Here is a 20,172-nt window from a genome sequence, read left to right on the forward strand (position 1 = left end):
TCGGGTCTCGCGAAGAGTGGTGATCAGTAGCGATCGACGGTCGGCTGTGCGGGCAGCGGGTACCCGGACGGTCCGACGGTGTCCTCGAATGCCTTCTGCCACGACCCGTCCTCGATCATGGCGTCGATCGCGTCGTTGATCTTGGTGCGGGTCTCGTCGTCGCCCTTGGCCAGGCCGATACCGTAGCGCTCCTCGGTGAACGGCTCGCCGACCACCTTGAGCTCACCCGGGTACTGAGCCGCGTAGCCGGCCAGGATGATGTCGTCGGTCGTGACCGCGTCGACGGCGCCGTTGCGCAGTGCCTCGACACAGGCGGAGTAGGTGTCGAACTCCTGCAGCTGCACGTCCTGCGCGTACTGGTCCTTGACCTTCTGCGCGGGGGTGGAGCCGGAGACGGAGCAGAGGCGCTTGCCACCGCTGAGCGACTCGGGGCCCGTGATGTCGGTGTTGCCGTCGGCAACGAGGAGCGACTGTCCGGCGACGAAGTACGGTCCGGCGAAGTCGACCTTCTCCTTGCGGGCGTCGGTGATCGAGTAGGTGGCTACGATGTAGTCGACCTCACCGTTCTCGATCAGCGTCTCGCGCTGCGCCGACGGCGACTCCTTGAACGTGATGTTCTCCGGCGTGACACCGAGCTTGCCGGCGACGTACTTCGCGACCTCGACGTCGAAGCCGCTGAACGAGCCGTCGGGGGTGCGCAGGCCCAGGCCCGGCTGGTCGAACTTGATGCCGACGGTCAGCTTGCCGCTCTCGGCGCTGGACGACGCGCTGGTGGCCTCGTCGCCACCACACGCGGTGGCGGCGAAGGCGAGCGCGAGTGCGGCGACGCCGACACGGGCGGTACGGGTGATTCTCATCGAGATCCTCCAGAAGTTGGGACGAGCGGGTGGGAGATCAGTGACTCAGGATCTTGCCGAGGAAGTCCTTGGCGCGATCGGACTTCGGTGTGGTGAAGAAGGTCTCGGGATCGGTGTCCTCGACGATCTGGCCGTCGGCCATGAAGATGACACGGTCGCCGGCGCGTCGGGCGAAGCCCATCTCGTGGGTCACGACCACCATGGTCATGCCCTCCTTGGCCAGCGACGTCATGACGTCGAGCACCTCGTTGACCATCTCGGGATCGAGCGCCGAGGTCGGCTCGTCGAAGAGCATCACCTTGGGGTTCATGGCGAGTGCACGCGCGATGGCGACACGTTGCTGCTGGCCGCCGGAGAGCTGCGCCGGGTACTTGTCGGCCTGGTTGGCGATGCCGACGCGTTCGAGCAGACGCTGCGCGGTCTTCTCGGCCTCGTCCTTCTTCATCTTGCGGACCTTCGTCGGCCCGAGCATGACGTTCTCACGAATCGTCTTGTGCGCGAAGAGATTGAAGGACTGGAAGACCATGCCGACGTCCGCGCGGAGCGCGGCGAGCGACTTGCCTTCGGAGGGAAGTGCCTTGCCGTCGACCTCGATGGTGCCCTCGTCGACGGGCTCGAGCCGGTTGATGGTGCGGCACAACGTCGATTTACCCGACCCGGAGGGGCCGAGGACGATGACGACCTGGCCGCTGGGAACGTCGAGTTCGATGTCCTTGAGGACGTGCAGATCACCGAAGTGCTTCTGCACGCCGTGCATCGCGATCATGGGGGCAGACGATGCTGTGGACGAGCGATGTTCGCGCTCGCCGTCAGGGTGGGTCATGGCGATGACCCTAGAGGTAGTTTCCTCCGCCACTGCTCGTTTTGGTGCGGGGACCGCGGATATGTAATGGAAACTTTACTCGGACCGCTCGGTGGGTCGGGTTCGAGCGCCGCCGTACCCTGGAGGGGTGGACACGATCGACACCCAGACCCTGCCTGCGCGGTCCGGGACTGCGCGCACCTACGAGGTGCGCACGTACGGCTGCCAGATGAACGTGCACGATTCCGAACGACTGTCCGGCCTTCTCGAGGAGGCTGGTTACGAGAAGGCCGACTCCGGGTCGTCCCCCGATCTCGTCGTCTTCAACACGTGTGCGGTACGGGAGAACGCCGACAACAAGTTGTACGGCAACCTCGGCCAACTCCGGCCGGCCAAGGACGAGAACCCCGACATGCAGATCGCCGTCGGTGGGTGCCTCGCACAGAAGGACCGCGACGTCGTGGTCACGAAGGCGCCGTGGGTGGACGTCGTGTTCGGCACCCACAACATCGGATCCCTGCCGGCGCTGCTCGATCGGGCGCGCCACAACCAGCGCGCCGAGGTCGAGATTCTCGAGTCGTTGGACGCGTAGCCCTCGACTCTCCCGGCCAAGCGCGACTCCGCCTACTCCGGGTGGGTGTCCATCTCGGTGGGGTGCAACAACACCTGCACCTTCTGCATCGTGCCCGCACTGCGCGGCAAGGAGGTCGACCGCAGGCCGGGCGACATCCTCGCCGAGGTGCAGGCCCTCGTCGACGAGGGCGTGCTCGAGGTGACGCTGCTCGGACAGAACGTCAACGCGTACGGCGCCTCGTTCGCGGATCCCGAGCAGCCGCGTGACCGGGGTGCGTTCGCATCGCTCCTGCGCGCGTGCGGGGAGATCGACGGTCTCGAGCGCGTCCGGTTCACCTCGCCGCATCCCGCCGAGTTCACCGACGACGTCATCGAGGCGATGGCGTCGACGCCCAACGTGTGCCCGACGCTGCACATGCCTCTGCAGTCCGGATCGGACCGCGTGCTGCGTGCCATGCGCCGCTCGTACCGCAAGGAGAAGTTCCTCGGCATCATCGACCGGGTGCGCGAAGCCATCCCGCACGCGTCACTGACGACGGACATCATCGTGGGCTTCCCCGGGGAGACCGAGGAGGACTTCCAGGAGACCCTCGACGTCGTCCGTCGCGCTCGCTTCAGCAGCGCCTACACGTTCCAGTACTCCAAGCGACCGGGAACGCCGGCCGCCGACATGCCGGATCAGGTGCCGAAGGCCGTCGTGCAGGAACGCTACGAACGGCTCGCCGCTCTGCAGGAGGAGATCTCCCACGAGGAGAACCGTCGCGTCGTCGGAACCGAGGTGGAGTTGCTCGTCGCCGACGGGGCCGGACGCAAGAACGCCGTCACCGAGCGGATGAGTGGACGCACCCGCGACGGGCGACTCGTGCACTTCACCCCGACGGGCGCCATCGACCGCGCCGTCCGGCCCGGCGACGTCGTCGTCACCACGGTGACCGACGCGAAGCCTTATCACCTGGTCGCCGACGTCCCGGTGCGCTCGCACCGGCGCACCACGGCCGGCGACCGACACGAGCGGGGCACGATGCCCCGGACCGCACCGGTCGGTGTCGGGTTGGGGTTGCCGTCCGTCGGCGCCCCGGCGCCCGAGCCGGTCACGACGATGGGATGTTCACTGTGAGTACGGAGCCGACGACCGGGTCCGATCCGGCGGCCGCCGAGAAGCGGATCTCGGGGCGTATCGACCCGGGGGTCCGCGCCGTCGTCGTGGCGGTGGTGGTGTTGTTGCTGCTACTGAGCTTCGCACTGCCGCACACAGGTTCGGCCAACGCGTGGGACGTGCTGGTGCACGACGAGGACGCCGTGGCGGAGTCGGTGGCACTGCCGTCACGCATCTTCGTGTGGCTGACCCTGGTGTTCGCGGTCGGCTTCTCGGCCCTCGCCCTGGTCACTCAACGCTGGGCGCTGGCCTGGGTCGCGCTCTACGGGTCCGGGGTGGCGACGGTGCTGGGCATCCTGGCCATCTGGTCGCGTCAGACCGTTCCCGTCGGCCTCACCGGGGCCGGCCCCGGGCTGGGCCTCGTCCTCGGCTGGTTGCTCGTGGTCGTGCTGGCGTTCCACTGGTTCAAGGTGGTGTGGAACCGCTCCAACGCTCAGTGGGCGGCTGCCGCCGCCCGGCGCGACGCGGCCGTGATGGACGAGGCGCGGCGCGAGAACGTGCTGGACACGTCCCGGCGCCGCGACAACTGATCCTCCGGAGTCACAGACCGCCGAGGGCGCTGTCGGCGGCGTCGGCCCACTCGCGCCACTGCTGTGCCTGCGCACGGGCCTTCTCGGCGTCCTTGGCCTTGCCCGCGGCCTCGGCCTTCTGGGCCTGCTCCTCGAACTGCGCGACCCGCTCGCGGAACTGAGCCGCGCGCGCCATCGCCTCGGGGTCGGTGCGTCGCCACTCGGAGTCGGCGGCGTCGCGGACGCGCTTCTCGATCGCGCGGAGCTTGCCCTCGAGATCGTGCATCTTCTCCCGCGGGACCTTGCCGATGGCGTCCCACTTGTCCTGCAATGTCCGCAGTGCTGCGCGGGCCGCCTCGATGTCCTTGGACGGGTCGATGTGACCGGACTCGGCCAGCAGCCGTTCCTTCGCCTCGGCGTTCTGCTCGAACTCCGCGTTCTGCTCGGACTGAGCCGCGTTGCGTGCCTCGAAGAACACGTCCTGGGCGCCCTTGAACTTCTGCCACAGCGAGTCGTCGGCGTCGCGGGGAGCCCGGCCGGCGGCCTTCCACTCGGTCAGGAGATCGCGGAACACCTGCGCGGTGCCCACCCAGTCGGTGGACGACGACAGTTCCTCGGCCTTGGCGACCAGTTCTTCCTTGCGCACCTTGGCGGCACCGCGTTCGCGGTCGAGATCGGCGAAGTGCGCGCCGCGGCGGCGGTTGAACGCCTCCCGTGCCTTGGAGTAGCGCTTCCACAGGGCGTCGTCGACCTTGCGGTCGACGCCGCGGATGGTCTTCCACTCCTCGAGGATCACGCGAAGACGGTCACCCGCGGCCTTCCACTGCGTGGATTCGCTGCCGATGGTCTCGGCCTCGACGGCCAGCGCCTCCTTGCGTGCCGTCGATTCGGTCCGCTCGGAATCCTTGCGCTTGCGATGCTCGGCGGCGACCTCGTCGGAGTGTTCGATCACGGCCTGCAGGCGGGTCGCCAGCGCGTCGATGTCGCCGATCACAGCAGCGGTGGGCAGGGTCTCGGCGAGCGCGACGGCGGCGGTCTTCGTCTTCTTGGCGTCGCCGGCGCCGGAGGCGAGTCGCGCTTCGAGGAGTGCGACCTCCGTGGCGAGATCGTCGTAGCGGCGCCCGAAGTGTGCGAGGCCCTCGGCCGCGTCACCGGCCTGCCAGGAACCGACCTGCCGCTCTCCGTCGGTGGTACGTACCCACGCGGAACCGTCCTCGTCGACCCGGCCCCAGCGGGACGGATCGGTCACGACCGGGACGACAGCGGGCGTCGTCGGCACGTGGTGTGCAGCCGGATGCGGCGTCGGGTGCGACTCCCCGTCGCCTGTGGACGACGACGGTGCGGACGGATCGGCCGGGGCACCGGGCCGGGTGGGCGCCGGGCGCGGTGCGCCGCCGGGTCGAGGACCCGGTCGGGGCCCGGGCCGGGGAGGTGTGGGGCTCGCCTGCGCCTCGCCGGGGGCGTTCTCGGTCGTCTCGTGCTCGGTCATGGTTCTCTCCGTCTCTGCCGCGCGTCACGGCTGCCTGGCGCTACGTGGTTCTCTGCTCGGTCGTTCTCGGCCCATTCAACCCCCTCCGCGCGTCGGCGACCATGCAAACCCCGAGGGACGCGCGGAAAAGGGACGCCCTCGGACGGTCGACTACCGTGGCGTCCGTGCTGTCCGCCCTCGCCTTCGTCCCGTCGCCTCCGTTGCTGCTCGCGGAGCTCGCCGGTTCCGCCACAGGCGAACTGGACGATCTGCGTGCAGCCGTGCGCGAGGTGTGCGACGACCTGGGGCAGTCCTGTCACGGCTGGATCGGGGTCGGGGTCGGTGCGACCACGACCTGGATCGACGGCGATGCCGCGGGTACGTACGCCGGTTTCGGGGCCGATGTCGTGGTCGGTCTCGCCCCGGATCGCGGGCCTGTCGATCGCGCGATGGAGTTGGCCGCGCTGACCGTCGGGCTGCTTCGCGAGCAGGCTGTTCCGCAGTGGTCGGTCCCCGTACAGCTCGTCGCTCGGAACGCGAGTGTCCAGGACGTGGCGGCAGTGGCGCTCGACCTGCGCGGCCGCGTCGACGCCGCGCCCGGCCCGGTGGGGCTGCTCGTCGTCGGTGACGGGGCGACGACCCTGACCGACAAGGCGCCCGGCGCGTTCGACGACCGGGCCGAGGCGGTGCAGCACGCGATCGACGATGCGCTCGGCAGAGCCGACGTCGATGCGCTGGCGTCCCTGGACCCTGCTCTGTGTGATGCCCTCGGCGTGGACGGGCGGGTGGCATGGCAGGTGGCGGCCACGCTGGTCGGACCCGCACGAGTGGTGCCGCACAGTCTCTTTCGCGGTGCCCCCTACGGAGTCGGGTATCACGTCGCCTCGTGGTCGCTGTGACGCGACCGACACCGGTCGCGGTGATCGGACCCACGGCCACGGGCAAGTCGGCCCTCGCGCTCGATCTCGCCGAGCGCCTCGGCGGGCACATCGTGAACATCGACGCGATGCAGCAGTACCGAGGCATGGACATCGGTACCGCGAAGACGCCGGTGGCGGAGCGTCGCGGCATCCCGCACCACCGACTCGACGTCCTGGACGTCACGGAGACGGCAACGGTGGCGGCGTACCAGGACGCCGCGGTGCGGGAGATCGAGGAACTGCTCGAGCAGTCCGTCGTGCCCGTCGTCGTCGGCGGATCGATGATGTACGTCCAGGCTCTGCTGGACCGATGGCAGTTCCCGGCCACGGATGCCGCGGTGCGTGCCGAACTCGAGGCCAGGCTCGCCGCCGAGGGGGTCGCGGCGCTGCATCGCGCACTCGCCGAGTCCGATCCGGCGGCCGCGGCATCGATCCTGCCGACCGACGGCCGACGCATCGTCCGCGCGCTCGAGGTGGGACGCCTCACCGGGAAGCCGTTCGCCGCGTCGGCGCCCACCATCGGCGAGCCGCGCTGGGACACCGTCGTCCTCGGCATCGACCGTGACACCGACGAGCTGGACGCGCGCATCGCGGCACGCACCGACGCGATGTTCGCCGAGGGGCTCGTCGCCGAGGTCGAGACCCTCGTGGGGCAGGGACTGCGCGAGGGAGTCACCGCCCCGAGGGCGATCGGCTACGCGCAGGTGCTGCAGCTGATGGACGGCGAGATCGACGAGGCGGCCGCGCGCGAGGCGACCTTCGTCGGTACCCGTCGCTATGTTCGCCGCCAACGGTCCTGGTTCGGCCGCGATCCCCGCGTGCACTGGCTGCGCGGGGGCGCATCGGACCTGCTGGACGCCGCACTGCGCACGAGGGGAGAACACCGATGAGCGATGCGCTCGTCCTGTCGAGGAACGCGCGGTTCCAGCAGTGGCAGTCCTACCTCGTCACCCGCGGCAAGCGCACCAAGGCGGGAGTCTTCCTCGTGCAGGGAGTGCGGCCGGTGACGCTGGCCGTCGAGCACGAGTGGCCGCTCGAGTCCGTGCTCTATCGAACCGGCGACCCCTTGTCGTCCTGGGCCACGTCGACTGTGGACCGCTGCCGGGCCGCAGGCGTGTCCGCGGTGGGTGTCGCGCCGGAGTTGATGGCGGAGCTCGGCGAACGCGTCGATCAACCACCGGAGGTCCTGCTCCTCGCACGGTCCCGGCTCCTCGATCCCGGCCACTGGACTCCGACGGGCGACGCGCCGGTGGTGGTCGCGTTCGATCGGCCGACGTCGCCGGGCAATCTCGGCACCCTGATCCGGTCCTCGGACGCCTTCGGAGCGTCCGGGCTGCTGGTCAGCGGGCATGCCGCGGACCCGTTCGATCCCGCGTGCGTCCGCGCGACCACCGGGTCCCTGTTCGCACTCCCCGTGGGACAGGTCGGAGGTCCGGAGCAGGTTCGCGCGATGGTGGACAGGCTGCGGCAGCAGGGCACCGACATGACGATCGTGGGCACCGACGAGACCGGCACGGTGGCAGCGCACGAGCACGACTTCACAGGAGGAACGGTGCTGGTGGTGGGCAACGAGACCCGCGGCATGAGTGCCGCGTGGCGGGATGCCTGCGACGTCGTCGTGTCCATCCCGATAGGCGGCGCGGCGAGCTCCCTCGGAGCACCGTCCGCCGGCGCCGTCGGGCTGTACGAGATCACGCGCCAACGGCTGATCGCGCGGACGTCCGCGCCGGTGGGAGACTGATCCCATGCAGTTCACCAAGGGACACGGAACGCAGAACGATTTCGTCGTGCTGCCGGACCCGGACGCACTCCTCGATCTGAGCGCACACCGCGTGGCGACGCTGTGCGATCGCCGAGCCGGGCTCGGCGCGGACGGGGTACTGCGAGTCGCCCGCAGCGGTGCTCTCGTCGACCGCGGCGTGCTCGACGCGCTGCCCGAGGGCGTGTCCGCCGGCGACTGGTTCATGGACTACCGCAACGCGGACGGGTCCATCGCGGAGATGTGCGGCAACGGTGTCCGGGTGTTCTCCCATTACGTTCGTGCGGCCGGTCTCGTGGACTCGGACGAGTTCGTCGTCGGATCGCGCGCCGGCGGAAAACCGGTCACGGTGCACTCGCACGACGCCACCGACGCCGTGGTCACCGTCGAGATGGGCACCCCGCAGGTCTTCGAGACCTCCGACACCGAGGTCGACGGCAGGTCCTTCACGGGCATCGGCGTCGACGTCGGCAATCCGCACCTGGCCTGCGTGTCCGCCGATCTCGATGCGGAGACCCTCGGCGACCTCGACCTCACGGCGCAACCCACCTTCGACGGTGCGGTGTACCCGCACGGGGTCAACATCGAGTTCGTCACCGTGCCGAAGGACGGTGCGGTGAGCATGCGTGTCCACGAGCGCGGCGTGGGGGAGACCAGATCGTGTGGCACGGGCATCGTCGCCGCCGCGGTCGCCGCCCTGCGTTTCGACGGGTCCGGCGACGGTGAGCTGGCCGTCCACGTTCCCGGTGGTGTCGTGTCGGTGCGCGTGTCGAACGGTTCCGCGTCGATGCGGGGGCCGTCGGTGCTGGTGGCGTCGGGGGAGCTGTCGGACGCCTGGTGGGCGGGGCTGGAAGCGTGACGGCCGGGGTGCGGGTATTCCCCGCGACACGGTTGCGTAAATGACAGTGCACGTCAGGACGTTCTCGTGGATCATGGGTCTCGTATGACGACAACGAATGCAGCGGCCGACAGGGCCGACACGACAGGTTCCTCCCACAGCGACGGGTTCGAGCAGGACGCCGAGTGGTCCACCGGCGACATGCAGCTCGACGATCGCAGCGCACTGCGCCGTGTGGCCGGACTCTCCACCGAGCTCACCGATGTCACCGAGGTCGAGTACCGCCAGTTGCGGCTCGAGCGCGTGGTGCTCGTCGGTGTCTGGACCAGCGGTTCCGCCGAGGAGGCGGAGTCCAGCATGACCGAACTCGCGGCTCTGGCCGAGACGGCGGGTTCCGAGGTGCTCGAAGGGCTGGTGCAGCGTCGCGACCGACCCGACGCCTCCACCTACATCGGCTCCGGCAAGGCGAAGGAACTGCGCGAGGTGGTCATCGCGACCGGCGCGGACACCGTCGTGTGCGACGGTGAACTCACGCCTGCGCAGCTGACGGCACTGGAGAAGATCGTGAAGGTGAAGGTCATCGACCGCACCGCGCTGATCCTCGACATCTTCGCTCAGCATGCCTCCTCCCGCGAGGGCAAGGCGCAGGTCGCCCTGGCGCAGATGGAGTACATGCTTCCGCGTCTGCGCGGCTGGGGTGAGTCCATGTCGCGTCAGGCGGGTGGCCGCGCCGGCAGCAATGGCGGTGTGGGCCTGCGTGGTCCCGGTGAGACGAAGATCGAGACCGATCGTCGTCGCATTCGCGAGCGCATGGCGAAGCTACGTCGCGAGATCCGGGGCATGAAGCAGGCCCGCGACACCAAACGTGAGCGCCGGCTGCAGGGCAACGTGCCGTCCATCGCCATCGTCGGCTACACCAACGCGGGGAAGTCGTCGCTGCTCAACGCGTTGACCGGATCCGGTGTGCTGGTGCAGAACGCACTGTTCGCGACCCTGGATCCGACCACGCGCAAGGCGACGCTCGAGGACGGCCGCGAGTGCGTGCTCACCGACACCGTCGGCTTCGTCCGCCACCTGCCGACCCAGCTGGTCGAGGCATTCCGCTCCACGCTCGAGGAGGTGACGGACGCCGATCTGCTGCTGCACGTGGTGGACGGGTCCGACCCGCTCCCCATCGGGCAGATCGAGGCGGTCCGCGAGGTCATCGTCTCGGTGGTGCGCGAGCAGAACGCCGCGGCGCCCGAGGAACTGATCGTGGTCAACAAGATCGACGCCGCGGATCCCGTCACGCTGACGCAGCTGCGGGGCCTGCTGCCGGGTGCGGTCTTCGTGTCCGCGAAGACCGGTGAGGGCATCGAGGAGCTGCGGACACGACTCGGCGAGCTGGTCCGCCCGCCCGAGGTGTCGGTCAGCGTCCTGCTGCCCTACGACCGCGGCGACCTGGTGTCGCGCATCCATGCGGACGGACGGATCTCGAGCACGAGTCACGAGAGCGGCGGTACGCGCATCGACGCGACCGTGCCGACGGCGCTGGCCTCGATACTCACGCGATACGCCCACAGCGCGTGAGCCGTCGGTTCGCGCCAGTGCTCGGCGCTGCCGTGGTGGCGCTCGTGGCAGCGTCTCCCGCGGCGGCGCAGACCGAGGCACCGGATGCGGAGCCGTACTGTGTGCCGACCGATCCGGGACTGTCCGAACTCTCGGGTATGACGGTGCTCGACGGGACGGTGTACGCGATCGGGGACAGCGGCGCCGACGACCGTGTCGCGCGCCTCGACTCCGAGTGTGCTGTCGCGGAGTGGCTTCCGAATCCGGTGGATCCGTACGACGTCGAGGATCTCTCGTCGTTCGAGGGGTCGTTGTGGCTCGCGGACATCGGCGACAACGACCGTCGACGCGACGCCGTGGCCCTCACCCGGATGGATCCTGCGGCCGGTGGTGCCGGTGAACTGCATCGGCTCACCTATCCCGACGGTGCGCACGATGCCGAAGCACTCCTCATCGGGCCCGACGGCCGTCCCGTCGTCGTCACGAAGGACGGTCTCGGAACCGGTGCCGTGTACACCGCGGACACGTCGGTGTCCGATCTCCCGAGTCCCGGTCCCACCCCGCTGCGCCGCGTGGCCGACTTCGCGCCGTCCGCGACGACCACACCCGGGGGTCCGCCGCTGCTCGACGGCAGTCGCCTGGTCACCGGCGGCGCCGTGAGCGCCGACGGGTCCATCGCTGCCGTGCGCACCTACACCGATCTGTACCTGTGGTCCGTGCGGGACGGTGACGTGGCCGCGGCCTTCGCGTCGGCCCCCGCCCGCGTCGTCGCGCTCCCGCCGCAGCCGCAGGGCGAGTCGATCGCCTTCACCTCGGACTACGAGGTGCTGCTCGGGTCCGAGCAGGGTGTGGACACGGCTGCAGCTCGTCCCGCCGTCCTCGTCCTGCGCGATGTGGCACCCTCCGCCGAGGCCGGCCCGGAGGCCACCGAGACCGCGGACTCCGAATCACCCGCCGAGCCCACCGGGTCCATCCTCGTTCCGTTGATCGCCGCCGCGGCGTCGGTCGGTGTGGTCGTGGTGCTGACCCTGTTCTTCGTGCGTCGACTGTTCCGGTCGCGGTAGACACAGAAGCACACATGACGACGGCCCCCACGGTGTGTGGGGGCCGTCGTCGTCTGTGCGGAAGATCAGGCGTCGAGGTCCGACGCGACCAGTGCGGCGACCTTGTCGAGCGTGGCCTGATCATCACTGGTGATCGTGACCTCGGTGCCCTTGGTGGCCCCCAGCGTCATGATCATGAGCGCGGAGCCGCCGTCGACGGCCTCTTCGCCCTCCACCTCGAGGGTGACGTCGACGCCGGAGTCGGCGACCGCCTCGGCGATGACGGCGGCGGGACGGGCGTGCAGGCCGATGGCGGATCCGACCGTGACCGTGGTGCTGGGCATCGTGGTGATCTCCTTCTTCGTCAGGTGAGTGCTGGTGTCGATACTGCCAGCTGTGGGGGTGGTGACGTGGGTGTCAGGCTGCGACGGCGACGGGTTCGTCGACGATCTCCGCAGGCTTCTTGCCGGCGAACTGCTTGGCCGCGGTGATGAGCGCCGCGGAGACCACGGTGCCGATCGCCAGAGCCAGCAGGAACAGGAAGAAGTTGTTCATCGCGAAGAACACCAGCAGTCCGCCGTGGGGCGCGCTGAGCGTCGTCCCGAAGGACATGATCAGGGCGCCGGTCACAGCGCCGCCGGCCATCATCGAGGGGATGACGCGCAGAGGGTCGGTCGCGGCGAACGGGATCGCACCTTCGGAGATGAACGCAGCTCCGAGAAGCCATGCAGCCTTGCCGTTCTCGCGTTCTGCCTCGCTGTATAGCTTCGGACGCAGCGTCGACGAGAGTGCCATGGCGAGCGGGGGAACCATGCCGGCAGCCATGACGGCGGCCATGATGCGCAGCGATGCCTCGTTGTCGACGCTGAGCCCGGCGGTAGCGAAGGCGTAGGCGGCCTTGTTCACCGGTCCACCGAGGTCGAAGCACATCATGAGGCCCAGGATGATGCCGAGGATGATGACCGACGAGCCCGAGAGGCCGTTGAGGAAGTTGGTCAGGCCGGTGGTGATGGCAGCGAGCGGGCGACCCAGCACGAGGAACATCAGACCGCCGACGACGAGGGTCGCTCCCAGCGGGATGATGACGACGGGCATCAGGCCACGCAGCCACGGCGGCACCGCGATCCGGCTGATCCACAGCGCCACGAAGCCGGCGATGAGGCCACCGACGAGGCCACCGATGAAGCCGGCACCGACGAACAGGGCCACCGCACCGGCGGTGAAGCCGGGTGCCAGACCGGGACGGTCCGCAATGGCGAAGGCGATGTAACCGGACAGAGCCGGGACGAGGAAGCCGAAGGCCAGGCCGCCGAGCTGGAACAGCACCGCACCGATGAAGATGCGGAGCCCGCCGTCGGGCAGGTTGGTGAGGCTGTTGTTGGTCATGATGTCCTCGGCCACACCCTTGATCTCGTATCCACCGAGAAGGAAGCCGAGGGCGATGAGGAGTCCACCGGCCGCGACGAACGGGATCATGTAACTGACACCGGTCAGGAGGATCTGGCGCAACCGCGTGCCCCAGCCGAGTCCACCGGCAGCGGCGGCAGCGGACGCTCCCGGTGCGGTACCGGAGACGCGTGCGGCGTTCGGGTCACCGCCGGCGCGCAGAGCCTCGGCAACCATCTTGTCGGGCTCGTTGATCGCGCGCTTGACGCCGGACTCGATGACAGGCTTGCCCGCGAAGCGCTCGCGGCCCTTGACGCCCACGTCGGTGGCGAAGATGACGGCCTCGGCCGACGCGATGAGAGCCGGGTCCAGTGCCGTGGAGCCGCTCGAGCCCTGCGTCTCGACGTGCACGGTGACGCCCGCACGGTCGCCGGCGTCCTTGAGGGAGTCGGCAGCCATGTAGGTGTGGGCGATGCCGGTGGGGCACGCGGTGATGGCGACGATGTGCTTGGCAGCGTCCGCCGTGGCGGTCGGAGCGGGAGGAGCGGTCGTCGTGGTCGTGACGGGAGTCGCAGCCTTCGGAGGCTTGGGGGCCAGAACGCCCTCGACCAGTGCGACGACGTCGGCGGGGGTGGCCGCCTCGCGCAGCGACGTCACGAATGCGGGCTTGACCAGCGCGCGTGCGAGCGAGGACAGCAGCTTCATGTGCTCCGCGCCGGCGCCCTCCGGTGCGGCGATGAGGAAGACCAGGTCCGCGTCGCCGTCGGGTGCGCCGAACTCGACCTTCGGGTTCAGGCGAGCGAATCCGAGCGATGCCGTCGTGACCGCGGCGGAGCGGCAGTGTGGAATCGCGATGCCGCCGGGCAGGCCGGTGGCCGACTGCGCCTCACGAGCCATCGCGGCGTCGCGCAGGGCGTCGGCATCCGATGCACGGCCCGCGTCGGTGAGGACGCGAGCGAGGCGGGCGATGACATCGTCCTTCGTCGAGCCGAGATCGGCGTCGAGCAGGATGAGGTCCTCGGCGATGATGCCGGGCTTGGCATCGTGAGCCGTGGTGGGACTGGACATGTCGTTTCCTCTGGGAGTGGAGTGGAGCTGGGGGATCAGGACTGGGGTTTCAGGACTGGGGTACGGCGGGTGACGAGTCGAGGGTGTGGACGGGGACGGCAGTGACGTCGACGTCGGACGGCGTCGGCAACCGGGTGCCCGGTAGGGCGGCGGCTGCGGATCCGTAGGCGACGGCCCGGGCGAGTCGACCGGCACCGTCCTCGCCGTCGAGATCGGCCAGGATGTATCCGGCCAACGACGAGTCGCCCGCGCCGACGGTGCTTCGCGGGGTGATCGGGGGAGGGGTGGCGAACCACGACCCTGTCGCGGTGACCAGGACGGCCCCGGACCCACCGAGTGTCGCCAGGACGGCAGCCACTCCGCGGTCGACGAGAATGCGCGCGGCCTCGACCGTGGGATACGGGTCACCCTGTGCGGCACTGGCTTCGAGCATGGCGCCGTCGTGGCCGGTGAGGTGCGCGAGTTCTTCCGCGTTCGGCTTGATCAGATCGGGTGCCGTCGCCGGGAAGCCGGCGGCGAGTGCCGAGAGCGGATCGTCGGAGGTGTCCACCGCGACCGTGGCCGACACCTCGTGCAGCGCGGTGACGAGGCGGCCGTACCAGGTGGCGTCGATTCCGGGCGGGATCGATCCGGACAGGACGACCCAGTCGGCGCGCTGCGCGAGTTCCAGGACGGACGCCATCAGGGCGTCGACCGTCTCGGGCGCGAGTCCGGCCCCGGGCTCGTTGATCTTGGTCGTCGTGCCGTCGGACTCGCTGATGGTCAGGTTCGTGCGCGCGACACCCGACGTGGGTACGGCGTGGTACCGGACTCCGAGGGTGCCGAGCGCGCTGAGCAGCGGATCGGAACCGCTGCACGGGAGCACCGCTGTGGCGGTCCGTCCGGCGGAGGTGACGACGCGTGCGACGTTGACCCCCTTGCCGCCGGGCTCCGTCGTGGTCAGTGCGCTGCGATGCACCGATCCGCGCACCAACGGCACGTCGAGGGAGACCGTGCGATCCATGCTGGGGTTGGCCGTCAGGGTGAGGATCATGCGACCACCACCTCCAATCCGTGTTGCTGCAGACGGGTGCAGTCGGTGTCGGTGATGCCGTCGTCGGTGACGAGGACGTCCACACAGTCGAGTGCGGCGAAGGACATGAAGAACTGCAGGCCGATCTTGGCCGAGTCCGCGACGACGATCACGCGGTCCGCCGCGCTCACCATCGCGCGCTTGACGGCGGCCTCGTCGGTGTCGGGAGTCGAGAGACCGTGGCCGACGCTGATCGCGTTGGTGCCCATGAACGTCACGTCGACACGCACGGTCCCGAGCACTCGCAGGGTGTCCTCGCCGACGGTCGCCTGCGTGACACCGCGGACGCGGCCACCGAGTAGGTGGAGATCGAGCGACGGAACCGCGGCGAGACGCGTCGCGATGGGAAGCGAGTTGGTCACCACCGTCAGATCCGACTCGACGGGGATCAGCGCGGCGAGTCGACCGGTGGTGGTGCCGGCATCGAGCGCGATGGATCCGCCGGGTGCAGGCAGGTAGGCGAGGGCGGCAGCGGCGATGCGGTCCTTCTCCTTCGCGCGGGTGTGTTCGCGCTCGGCCATCCCTGGCTCCACCGCGGTGACCGACGTGGCGGGCACTGCGCCACCGTGGACTCGGCGCACGACGCCCATACGGTCGAGCGAGGCCAGGTCACGGCGCACGGTCTCGGTGGTGACACCGAACGTGTCGGCCAGGTCGGCGACGGAGACGCGACCGCGCTGTCCGATGAGGCCGGCGATGGCGTTCTGCCGCTCTTCCGCGTACATCGTGTTCACCGCCCCTCCGTCCGATCCGTTGTTTCACTGTTGGTTTATGTTGTTTTACGCCCGTCTCTGTTGACATGTCAAGAGGTTCGAGTAATCTGAGTCACAAGAGCCATCGCGGGAGACGCGATGCACAGCGGGTAGGCGAGATGCCCCCGCACCACCGCGCAGCAGGAGGAAGCAGATGACGGGATCGCTCACCGTGAACGAGGCACAGCCGACGGCCCACGCGGTGCAGGGCACGCCGGTGGTGCCCGGCGTCGGCTACGGCCCCGCGATCCGCCCGGCGCCGCGCCCCTCACGTCCCGACACGGCCGTCGAGATCGCCGAGGACGCGCGCGATGCAGAGAAGGAGCGCTTCCGCGCCGCGGCGGCCGAAGTCGGTCGACGTCTGCAGGCCCGTGCCGCACTGGCAACCGGCTCCGCGTCCGAGGTGCTCGCCGCCAACGCCGCGATGGCCGAGGACCGCGGGTGGATCGGCGCCGGCGTCAAGGCCATCGGCAAGGGTTCCGACGCCGCGTACGCCGCCGTCACCGCGACGGACCAGTTCGTCGCCATGTTCGCCAAGCTCGGCGGACGCATGGCCGAGCGCATCACCGACCTCATGGACATCTGCGACCGCGTGATCGCCGAGCTGTCCGATCTCCCGGAGCCCGGCGTTCCCACACCCTCGGAGCCCTCGGTTCTCCTGGCGGAGGACCTCGCACCCGCCGACACCGCGGGACTCGACGCCACGCTGGTCGTCGGCCTCGCGACCTCGCTCGGTGGACCCACCAGCCACACCGCGATCATCGCCCGTCAGCTCGGCATCCCGTGCATCGTCGCGGCGACGGGCCTCGACGACGTCCCCGCCGGGACGCTCGTCATGGTGGACGGCACCACCGGCCTCATCGAGATCGAGCCCGATCCGTCCACGGCACGCTCCGCGGTCGAGGAATCGGCCACCCACCTCGCCGAGGTCGCCGACTGGAGCGGGCCCGGCCGGACGTCCGACGGTCACCGTGTCGACATCCTCGCGAACGTGCAGGACGGCGCCGGCGCTCGCGCAGCCCGCTCGACCGCGGCCGACGGCGTCGGACTCTTCCGTACCGAACTCAGCTTCCTCGACCGCGACGTCGAGCCCACCGTCGACGAGCAGGCCTCGATCTACGCCGAGGTGCTCACCGCGTTCGAGGGCACCAAGGTGGTCGTCCGCACGCTCGACGCCGGCTCGGACAAGCCGCTGCGCTTCGCGAACCACGCCGACGAGGCCAACCCGGCCCTCGGAGTGCGCGGCATCCGTATCGCCGAGGGCAATCGCGGCATCCTGCATCGCCAGCTCGACGCCATCGCGGCCGCAGCGGCCTCGACCGAGTCGTCCCCGTGGGTGATGGCCCCGATGATCGCCACGTCCGCCGAGGCGCAGGCCTTCGCCGCCGACGTGCGGGAACGTGGGCTCACCCCCGGCGTCATGATCGAGGTGCCCGCCGCGGCGCTGCTCGCGGACCGGATCCTCGATCACGTCGACTTCCTGTCCATCGGAACCAACGACCTCGCGCAGTACACGATGGCGGCCGACCGCATGTCCGCCGACCTGGCCGCACTGACCGATCCGTGGCAGCCCGCCGTCCTGACGCTCGTCGCCCACGCGGCGAAGGCCGGCGCAGCGGTGAACAAGCCTGTCGGAGTCTGCGGAGAGGCCGCCGCGGACCCGTTGTTGGCCTGTGTCCTCGTTGGCTTCGGCGTCACGTCCCTCTCGGCCGCGTCGGCCGCCGTGGCCGGTGTCGGCGCGAAGCTCGGCACCGTGACGCTCGAGCAGTGCAAGGCCGCGGCCGAGGCCGTGCTGTCCACCTCCAGCCCGGCCGAAGCACGCGAGGTGGCCGCCGGCCTGCTCGGGTGATGCGCTCCCGCCCTCCGACCGGCCTCCGGCCTTCCCGGTGACCTGCCGACCGGCCTCCGGCCTTCCCGGTGACCTGCCGACCGGCCTCCGGCCTTCCCGCATGACATCATTTCCGCCGTGACGACAACTCGATCCAGGCAGTTCTTCCCTCGCTGGTCCGTCCACGGTGACGGTCGCACCGTGGCGCCCGACGCGGTCGTCGCTCCGGACGAACGGCTCTCGTGGCCGCGCACGATCGGGATCGGGATGCAGCATGTCGTCGCGATGTTCGGCGCCACTCTGCTGGTGCCGACCATCACCGGGTTCCCGGTCACGACGACGCTGTTCTTCTCCGGTCTGGGTACCGCGATCTTCCTGTTGGCCACGCGCGGCCGGATCCCGAGCTACCTGGGCTCGTCCTTCGCCTTCATCGCACCCTTGGCGGCGACGGCGGGCGACGGTCCCGCTGCGCAGCTCGGCGCGGTGCTCGTGGTGGGCGTGGTGTTGTTCCTGGTCGGCCTGCTCGTCCGGCTGGCAGGGAGCCGCGTCCTCGACGCCGTCATGCCGCCGCTCGTGACCGGCGCGATCGTGGCGCTCATCGGCCTGAACCTCGCGTCCACCGCCGCGACCTCGTACGAGGCTCAGCCGCTCGTCGCGACCGTGACCCTCGTGGCGGTCCTGCTGGTCACCGTCGCGGTGCCGGGGCTGATCGGCCGCCTCGGCATCCTCGTCGGCGTCGTCGTGGGATGGGTGTTCGCTGCCGTCACCGGTGCTCTCGATCCCGCACGCGTCGACGCACTCGGTAGCGCGTCGTGGATCGGACTGCCCGAGTTCACGGGCCCTTCGTTCCAGCTGTCCGTCGTGCTCGTCGCACTGCCCGTCGTCGTGGTGCTCGTCGCCGAGAACGTCGGTCACGTGAAGGCGGTCGCGGCGATGACGGGTCGGTCCCTCGACGACGTCGCCGGTGACGCCCTCATGGCGGACGGCGCGGCGACCGTCCTCGCCGGTGCCGGTGGTGGTTCGGGCACCACGACCTACGCGGAGAACATCGGCGTCATGGCCGCCACCCGCGTGTACTCCACCGCTGCCTACTGGGTCGCCGCCGCCACGGCGCTGGTGCTCTCGTTCTCCCCGAAGTTCGGCGCTCTGATCTTCACGGTCCCGAGCGGTGTGATCGGCGGCGCGACGCTCGTGCTCTACGGTCTCATCGGCCTTCTCGGCGTGCGGATCTGGCAGGAAGCGGGGATCGACTTCACCAAGCCGCTCAACCTGATGGTCGCGGCGGCCGCCCTCGTCGCCGGTGTCGGTGACCTGACGCTGACCATCGGATCCGTCGAACTCGGCGGCATCGTGTGGGGCTCGGTCGGCATCCTGGTCGCGTACCCGGTGCTGCGCGCGCTGTCGGAGCGGCGACGAGACTGAGCGGTCTGTGTCACGCTGAGGCGGTGAGCCACGCACACCTCGACCCGATGCGACCCGTGCGCCTCGCGCCGGACGAGTGGCCGTCGGCGCCGGCGTGGAAGGTTCCGCTGATCGGCGTCGTCTGGGTTGCAATCGTCGTGGCGACCTTCGCGCTGCCGAACTCTGTTGCTCGTGCGGCCGTTGCGACTGTTGCCCTGATCGTTGCTGTGGTTCTCGCCGTTGCGTCGACGAGGCGGACCGTGCGCGAGAGCGGCGACCAGCGCATCTCCTGGTTGCGCGGCCCCGCGGTGCGTCGCCGTGACGTCGACCTGCTGCGGAGTGCCAGTGGTTCGGCGGTGATCGTCGTCGGCTTCGCTCTGAACGGCGTGCCGGGTCAGTACTGGTGGGTGACTCTGGCAATCGTCGCCTGGGTTCTGCCGCCACTCGTCCTGCAGGCTCGGCACAATCGCCGCGTCTAGGCTGGCTCCGTGCCGCATGCCCTCGTCTCGACCCGACACGTCGATGCGGAAACGGTGATCGAGCGGAGCCGGTTCCTCGCCCGCGTGGTCACCGTCCACACCGAGTCCGAGGCGCTCGACGTGGTCGCTGCGGTGTCGGCAGAGTTCCCCGATGCGGGCCACCACTGTTGGGCTTTCGTCGTCGGCGCAGATCAGGAGCACCGTCGTCAGCGCGCATCGGACGACGGCGAACCTGGCGGTACGGCAGGTGTTCCGATGCTCGGCGTGCTGACCGGCCGCGACCTCGTCGATGTGGTGGCCGTCGTCAGTCGGTGGTTCGGGGGCGTCAAGCTCGGCGCCGGTGGGTTGGTGCGCGCGTACTCGGGTGCGGTGAGTGCGGCGCTCGATCGTGCGGAGGTGGGCGAGCTCGCGCGTGTCGACGTTCTCGAGATGGCTTTGCCCCATGCGGATGCCGGTCGGGTGGAGGGCGTCCTGCGAGTGCACGGATTCGCCGTCGACGACGTCGCCTACGGATCCGACGTGCGGCTCCGGGTGATCGGTGACGGCGACCGGCTCGACGGTGTCCTCGCGTCCGCGACCGGCGGCGGTGTGGTGGCAGAGCGCGTCGGGCACCGGTGGGTGCTCGGTCTCTGAGGCGGCTGGGTGCGCTGAGCCGCGGATACCGCGGCTCAACACACCGGATTCGAGTCAGTGACGCCGAGGTCACCGAACGT

Annotated in this window: 18 protein-coding genes and 1 pseudogene; 12 read left to right on the forward strand and 7 right to left on the reverse strand. The window is 69.8% G+C overall.

Annotated elements, in window-relative coordinates; all coding sequences use genetic code 11:
• Positions 1-23: 23 nt before the first annotated feature.
• On the reverse strand, positions 24-857 hold the full coding sequence (locus QE449_RS10675; protein WP_027505129.1) for a glutamate ABC transporter substrate-binding protein: 834 nt from the start codon (positions 855-857) through the stop codon (positions 24-26).
• 37 nt (positions 858-894) lie between these two features.
• Positions 895-1,623 carry a glutamate ABC transporter ATP-binding protein GluA gene (gluA, locus tag QE449_RS10680; RefSeq protein ID WP_027505130.1) on the reverse strand — a complete coding sequence of 243 codons (729 nt, stop codon included), beginning with the start codon at positions 1,621-1,623 and terminating at the stop codon, positions 895-897.
• 184 nt (positions 1,624-1,807) lie between these two features.
• Between gluA and miaB the strand changes: the two are divergent.
• Both miaB and QE449_RS10690 read left to right on the forward strand, forming a co-directional pair.
• Positions 1,808-3,349: pseudogene (gene miaB, locus QE449_RS10685) on the forward strand (tRNA (N6-isopentenyl adenosine(37)-C2)-methylthiotransferase MiaB).
• Positions 3,337-3,918 (forward strand): hypothetical protein, encoded by a 582-nt coding sequence (locus QE449_RS10690; RefSeq protein WP_037185326.1) that lies wholly within the window; start codon positions 3,337-3,339, stop codon positions 3,916-3,918. Before miaB ends, QE449_RS10690 begins: the two are co-directional and overlap by 13 nt.
• Positions 3,919-3,928: 10 nt before the next feature.
• Here QE449_RS10690 and QE449_RS10695 read toward each other — a convergent pair whose 3' ends face one another.
• Entirely contained in the window at positions 3,929-5,386 is a 1,458-nt protein-coding gene (locus QE449_RS10695) for a DUF349 domain-containing protein (protein ID WP_307108788.1), read from the reverse strand.
• A 164-nt stretch (positions 5,387-5,550) separates the two neighbouring features.
• On the opposite strand from QE449_RS10695, the gene QE449_RS10700 reads away from it, so the two are divergent.
• From QE449_RS10700 to QE449_RS10725, 6 genes are all read left to right on the forward strand, one after another.
• The gene (locus QE449_RS10700; RefSeq protein WP_307108789.1) at positions 5,551-6,264 is read left to right on the forward strand and encodes a hypothetical protein; all 714 of its coding nucleotides are present in this window, start codon (positions 5,551-5,553) and stop codon (positions 6,262-6,264) included.
• Complete coding sequence (miaA, locus tag QE449_RS10705; RefSeq protein WP_222637656.1) at positions 6,261-7,175, forward strand: tRNA (adenosine(37)-N6)-dimethylallyltransferase MiaA; 915 nt, start codon at positions 6,261-6,263, stop codon at positions 7,173-7,175. Before QE449_RS10700 ends, miaA begins: the two co-directional genes overlap by 4 nt.
• Positions 7,172-8,026, forward strand: a complete 855-nt coding sequence (locus QE449_RS10710; RefSeq protein ID WP_222637655.1) for an RNA methyltransferase — start codon at positions 7,172-7,174, stop codon at positions 8,024-8,026. Before miaA ends, QE449_RS10710 begins: the two co-directional genes overlap by 4 nt.
• Before the next feature lie 4 nt (positions 8,027-8,030).
• Positions 8,031-8,903, forward strand: a complete 873-nt coding sequence (gene dapF, locus QE449_RS10715) for a diaminopimelate epimerase (protein WP_027505134.1) — start codon at positions 8,031-8,033, stop codon at positions 8,901-8,903.
• Positions 8,904-8,987: 84 nt separating this feature from the next.
• On the forward strand, positions 8,988-10,451 hold the full coding sequence (gene hflX, locus QE449_RS10720) for a GTPase HflX (RefSeq protein WP_027505135.1): 1,464 nt from the start codon (positions 8,988-8,990) through the stop codon (positions 10,449-10,451).
• Positions 10,448-11,494: a hypothetical protein gene (locus QE449_RS10725; RefSeq protein WP_307108790.1), complete on the forward strand. Its 1,047-nt coding sequence runs from the start codon at positions 10,448-10,450 to the stop codon at positions 11,492-11,494. Before hflX ends, QE449_RS10725 begins: the two co-directional genes overlap by 4 nt.
• A gap of 65 nt (positions 11,495-11,559) precedes the next feature.
• Here the strand turns inward: QE449_RS10725 and QE449_RS10730 are convergent, their stop codons facing one another.
• The 4 genes from QE449_RS10730 to QE449_RS10745 all read right to left on the reverse strand — a co-directional run bounded on the left by QE449_RS10730 (position 11,560) and on the right by QE449_RS10745 (position 15,724).
• On the reverse strand, positions 11,560-11,817 hold the full coding sequence (locus QE449_RS10730) for an HPr family phosphocarrier protein (RefSeq protein WP_027505136.1): 258 nt from the start codon (positions 11,815-11,817) through the stop codon (positions 11,560-11,562).
• A gap of 73 nt (positions 11,818-11,890) precedes the next feature.
• Positions 11,891-13,927, reverse strand: coding sequence for a fructose-specific PTS transporter subunit EIIC (locus QE449_RS10735; protein WP_307108791.1), 2,037 nt, complete (start codon positions 13,925-13,927; stop codon positions 11,891-11,893).
• Between the two features lie 49 nt (positions 13,928-13,976).
• Entirely contained in the window at positions 13,977-14,960 is a 984-nt protein-coding gene (locus QE449_RS10740; protein ID WP_307108792.1) for a 1-phosphofructokinase family hexose kinase, read from the reverse strand.
• Positions 14,957-15,724, reverse strand: coding sequence for a DeoR/GlpR family DNA-binding transcription regulator (locus QE449_RS10745; RefSeq protein WP_027505139.1), 768 nt, complete (start codon positions 15,722-15,724; stop codon positions 14,957-14,959). Before QE449_RS10745 ends, QE449_RS10740 begins: the two co-directional genes overlap by 4 nt.
• A 181-nt stretch (positions 15,725-15,905) precedes the next feature.
• On the opposite strand from QE449_RS10745, the gene QE449_RS10750 reads away from it, so the two are divergent.
• The 4 genes from QE449_RS10750 (at position 15,906) to QE449_RS10765 (ending at position 20,092) form a co-directional block, all read left to right on the forward strand.
• A complete protein-coding gene (locus tag QE449_RS10750) occupies positions 15,906-17,600 on the forward strand; it encodes a phosphoenolpyruvate--protein phosphotransferase (RefSeq protein ID WP_307108793.1) in 1,695 nt (564 codons plus the stop codon).
• A 117-nt stretch (positions 17,601-17,717) separates the two neighbouring features.
• Positions 17,718-19,001 carry a uracil-xanthine permease family protein gene (locus tag QE449_RS10755; RefSeq protein ID WP_027505141.1) on the forward strand — a complete coding sequence of 428 codons (1,284 nt, stop codon included), beginning with the start codon at positions 17,718-17,720 and terminating at the stop codon, positions 18,999-19,001.
• Positions 19,002-19,024: 23 nt separating this feature from the next.
• Positions 19,025-19,459 carry a hypothetical protein gene (locus QE449_RS10760; protein WP_307108794.1) on the forward strand — a complete coding sequence of 145 codons (435 nt, stop codon included), beginning with the start codon at positions 19,025-19,027 and terminating at the stop codon, positions 19,457-19,459.
• Positions 19,460-19,468: 9 nt separating this feature from the next.
• Positions 19,469-20,092, forward strand: coding sequence for a YigZ family protein (locus tag QE449_RS10765; RefSeq protein WP_307108795.1), 624 nt, complete (start codon positions 19,469-19,471; stop codon positions 20,090-20,092).
• Positions 20,093-20,172: the final 80 nt, after the last annotated feature.

The organism is Rhodococcus sp. SORGH_AS_0303 (genome assembly GCF_030819335.1).
Taxonomy (GTDB): domain Bacteria; phylum Actinomycetota; class Actinomycetes; order Mycobacteriales; family Mycobacteriaceae; genus Rhodococcoides.